Here is a 4,740-nt window from a genome sequence, read left to right on the forward strand (position 1 = left end):
TGGGCATCAAATCCACTAACTTTGCGTTCCTGACTTCATAGTTTTCCTTTATCCCTTCACCCATCGCAACAAATATCCCGTACATATCGTGCATTCCTGTCCACTTGCCTTCGGGTGGAATATCCCAGTCACTATGTATGAACGGAAGAGAGTAAACGTATGTCTGATTGGGGACAATAATTATGTCTGGAGCATTCTTATTATATAGTTGATGCCCATCATAAATTTCTAACACAAAAGGCTCGCCGTCTGGGCGTTTTATGCTTCTAAGCTCATTAATCAGTTTTTGAACAAATATCCTTCTTTCGTTCTCATCTTTGAACATTTTGGGATTGAGATAAAGTAGCTGACCTTCTATTGGTATTACCTTGGTCTTTTCAAAGTCAATAACTTGATAAAGAATATCCCCTGCTAGTTTGTGTTGAACTCCCCACTTTAGCTTTTTTATTCTCAGTTTTTCATTCCCAAATTTAATTGTGCTTTCAATGACTCTATATGCAGTATCTAACGAAATTATCCTTGAAACTATTCTCAGCAACTTCCCTTTGAGCGTTAGTTTCAGATAACCCTGTTTAATCAGCCAATTTGCAATGTTAAATCTATATTTGCATTCAGTGAACCCATGATCGGACATTATAAAAAAGTACCAGTTATTCCCAGTGTTTTCAAGGAAATCCAGTAAATCTTCGATAAGCTTGTCCACCATAATCCACATGCGTTCTATATAATCATGATACGGAGATTTAAGATCCAACATATCTCTCCAGAAGAAATGCTGAACGCCATCAGTGTGAGGAACACTCATATGCACAAAATCCGGGTCGTTCTCAGTTATTAACCATTTGATGACTTCGAAGTCTCTTTTTGTTTCCTCAAGCACCAGCTCATATGTATGCACTCTATCAGTAGTGAAAGCAATATTGTTAAATACCTCTCCAAATTTTTTCTTGATCACTTCATACAATCCATCTGGATATGTTCCATTTGGCAAATTGGAAAAATCCGTCACTATAACCCCATTTACTTTCTTTGCAGGATATGTGGAGAACATTTTATATATCACAACTTTTTTACCGTGTATGTTTAGAATATCTGCTAAATCTAAGGATTTAAAATCACGAGAATCTGCAACTTTTATTCTGTATGTATTCGGATCAAACTTAAGAAATGCGTATACCCCCAATTTTCCCGGATCTTTACCAGTAAAGTAGCATTTCCATGCAGGCACAGATATTGGTGGGATGATACTTTTCAGCTTTCCATATGAACCACGCTCTAAAAGCTTCTTGAACGTGGGCAATTTCCCTTCTTTTATAAGGGGCATGATGATATTCCATGACCCTCCGTCGAGGCCCAATACGAAAACTTTAGCATTATTAGTTGTCATGTGCCTTCCCCCATTATTTTTTTAAACACATGCTTATAATCCCCCGTAACCCTCTCCCAGTTATACTGCCTCTTTATCCTCTCGATTTGGATCTTTTTTATAGTCTTTAAATCAAACTCACCCCTCTCAAGAATTTCCATTTTATTTGCCAGATCTCCAGCATTTTTAAAGTATATTCCCCCCTCCTGGAGGACTTCTCTATTAAAGGGCACGTCATAAGCTAATATCGGTCTCCTAAACAGCATCTGCTCAAGCAGGGAGGGATTGGTTCCCCCGACTTCATAAGCGTGGATATACGCAAAGCAGTTCTTCCTTAAAACTCCCAAGATGTCCTTGTCATATATTGGGTCAAGGAGGAGTATACTATCATCATCGCCCCTCAATCTAAAGAGGTGCCTCGTATATGGATCTTTCTCGTTGAAGTTCCCAACTATGACAAGCTTCTTAGTGGATTTAACCTTCTTAAACCCTTCAATTTCCATGTGGATGTTGTTCTCCGCCACAATCCTAGCGACCGTCAGGTAATAGCCGGTAGGTTCAAGCCCAAATTTCTGAAGAATCTCTGTCTCATTTTCCTTGGAGAGTTTTGATGGAAGAAGCTCCCTTGCACCGTAGGCAATGTAAACGACCCTTTTAGGATTATATCGTTTTTCAAGATGCTCTTTGATTCCGAGAGAATCCGCAACCACAATGTCCGGAAGTTTGCATGACAGGTACTCCATCAGGTACATGTAGACCATCGTAGCAAGATACACTGGAAAAAGATGAAAAGGCACGAACCGGCTTCTCTTTATTAAACGCCTCCATTCAATGCCATCAGGATTTATAAGAATCCGCTTTTTTGCGAGTCTAGCTAGGATGGCTGCTAGTGCACCATCCGGGGCGACATAGTAGATCACGTCGATATCCTTAGAATGATTTGAGAGAATATAGACAGTAGCAATAACGTCATTTATAGAAGGTAACGTTAAGCTTTTTCCTTGAACAGCCCACGAGTGTATCCTATGGATACCATTGTAATCATCCTCAAAGAACCAACTTGATTCACAAGTTACATAAATTTCAAAGTCTTCCCGTAATCTCTTTGAAATTTCCTCGACAAAGGTCTCGGTACCACCGTATTTACCCGGGATACCCCTCGATCCCATGAAAGCAATTCGCATACTGATTTCACTCCCTCACCATCTTTGACAGGACATTCAAAGTCAATCCTGCGACGAACAGCTGAATCCCAATTATTGTGAAGATGCCCGCACCAATCGCTTGGGTGAGGTAAACATTTCCTCCAGAATAATACGGTTCCAGTGCCAAGTAACCAAGTATCGCAGCGGCAATGAATGATAAAAGGCTCAGAGTGCTGAATAGTAGAAGCGGTCGCCTGTACCCGATCAATCCTACAATGCCAGCAAGGACACTGAAGCCATGGGATATTGGATTCTTCTTGTGCTTCTTTGGAACATCATAACGGACATTTATCGGCACTTCCAAAAGTCGGAACCCGTTTTCAGTTGCGGCAACAACCATGTCACTCTCTACAGAATATCCATCGCTTTCAAGATTTAACCTCTCAAGGACCTTTCTGCGCATTGCCCTGAAGCCGCTCTGAGAATCAACATCAACGTTTGAGGCCATCTTTGTGCTCTTGTTAAGTACCCAAAGACCAATACGTCTGTAGGAAGGTATGCTCTTTTTACTCTCTTTCCTTAGATACCGGGAGCCTATCACAAGATCCGCCTTGTCTTTCACTATTGGATCAACAAGAATTGGTATTTCATCTGGATTGTGCTGTCCATCTGCATCTATCGTAACTATAACTTCATAGTCTCTGCTCAGGGCATATTCGAAACCTGTTTTAAGAGCCCTTCCCTTACCAAGATTCTGTTTGTGTCTTATAACAAGCGCACCTGCCTCTTTTGCTATTTCAGAAGTTCTATCCGTTGAACCATCGTCAACGACAATAACATCGCCATACTTCTTGGCCAACGCCACAACTGACCCAACTGTTAGTTCCTCATTGTACGCTGGAATCACTATCAAAGTCCTCATGGTATCACCAGGTCAGATTAATGAAACTAAGAGTTAATCTAAGGTTCGAGACCCCTGTATAATCTGAACATTTCTCTCTTTTTAAGATTTTTCCAAACCATGCTCGAAACGGCAAGAAAAATTCCAAACGCTGAGACCACCAGAACCTGGGTTGAAGCCGAACCCGGGAAGTCCAGTACCGGGCGGAAGACCAGAAAGAGCAGGGTAACTCCAGCGATGAAGGCGAAGACCCTCACGTCTATCTTGAACTTGAGAAGGAAGTAGAACATGGATCCTGCTAAAAAAGCTTCGGGGATCACTAAACCTCCCAGCATGAAAATCCCGGCCAGCAGCTCCACCATTCCGAGGGTAGGCTTCCCCCTGAGAACGTCGTCGAGGAGCAGAATTGAAGCCAAAGAGAGTACCAATGCTGTTACGACTCCGGAGTACGAGTACAGGGTGTCGACCCTCACTAAGCCGCCGAGGTAGAGGACGTAGAGGAGATAGGAGACCAGTCCGAGGTCGCGGTTCTTCAGGGCGATAAGGTAGACCACCGGAGCCAGCAGAGTGACGTACGTTCCGGCTATGAAGCCCGCCAGCACGGATGCGATGGGCCCTATCATTCACATCACCCTCGCCAGTTCCCTTATGTAGTCGCTCGGCCCGAGGTCTATCGTTGGAGCAAGGGCACTGAACTTTCTGAGGAGCTTTTCCCTCTCCTCATAGGCACGGTAAAGCCTCCTCAGGGTTCTCTCATCCAGCTCCCCGCTGTAAAAGAGAACCGGATTGGGGGAGAGTATCAGCACCCTGTGGCTTCTCAAGGCCCTTGCAACGGCCCTGTAGGTCTCGGATGGATTGCTGAGGTCCGTGATAAGGATTATGAAGGATGGATTCTTAAGGAGACTCAAGGCCTCAAATATTCCCGTATAGCCGCGCCTGCCCTTTCTGAGGGGGAGCACCTTTTTCAGAAACTCCCGGGCCTTCTCTCCAATGGAAAAATCAACCTCGAAGCGGAGGCTCATGGCTCCTTTTTCACCCTTAAGGCCGAGCTTTCTCCTGATTGCCTCGAGCTGGGCAGGACCTTTTCCAGCGCTCACGATGTCTGCGCTGACATCGTCGTAGACAACCAGTCCCACGCGGTAGCGCCTCACGAGGTTTGAGGCCACCTGGAGTGCCAGAACCGCGGCGTAGTCGATCTTGGCCATTTTCAGGCCCTTGCGCATCTCCCTCGTGTTGTCGAGGAAGATGTAAACGTCCGCGTTCTCCTCCTTTATGAACTCCCGGACTATAAGCTCGCCGAGCCTAACGCTGGCCTTCCAGTCTATCCT

General features: G+C 44.5%; 5 protein-coding genes. All 5 read right to left on the minus strand.

What is annotated here, in order from left to right:
* Positions 1 to 1,387 (minus strand): alkaline phosphatase family protein (locus tag ACXJGZ_RS02280; protein WP_456398206.1); only part of this gene is annotated, 1,387 nt, incomplete at its 3' end.
* A complete protein-coding gene (locus tag ACXJGZ_RS02285) occupies positions 1,384 to 2,550 on the minus strand; it encodes a DUF1972 domain-containing protein (RefSeq protein ID WP_456398207.1) in 1,167 nt (388 codons plus the stop codon). The genes ACXJGZ_RS02285 and ACXJGZ_RS02280, both read right to left, overlap by 4 nt.
* A 7-nt stretch (positions 2,551 to 2,557) precedes the next feature.
* Positions 2,558 to 3,433, minus strand: a complete 876-nt coding sequence (locus ACXJGZ_RS02290; RefSeq protein ID WP_456398208.1) for a glycosyltransferase family 2 protein — start codon at positions 3,431 to 3,433, stop codon at positions 2,558 to 2,560.
* Between the two features lie 38 nt (positions 3,434 to 3,471).
* On the minus strand, positions 3,472 to 4,035 hold the full coding sequence (locus tag ACXJGZ_RS02295; RefSeq protein ID WP_456398209.1) for a hypothetical protein: 564 nt from the start codon (positions 4,033 to 4,035) through the stop codon (positions 3,472 to 3,474).
* Positions 4,036 to 4,740 (minus strand): DUF58 domain-containing protein (locus ACXJGZ_RS02300; protein ID WP_456398210.1); only part of this gene is annotated, 705 nt, incomplete at its 5' end.

The organism is Palaeococcus sp. (in: euryarchaeotes) (assembly GCF_053987695.1).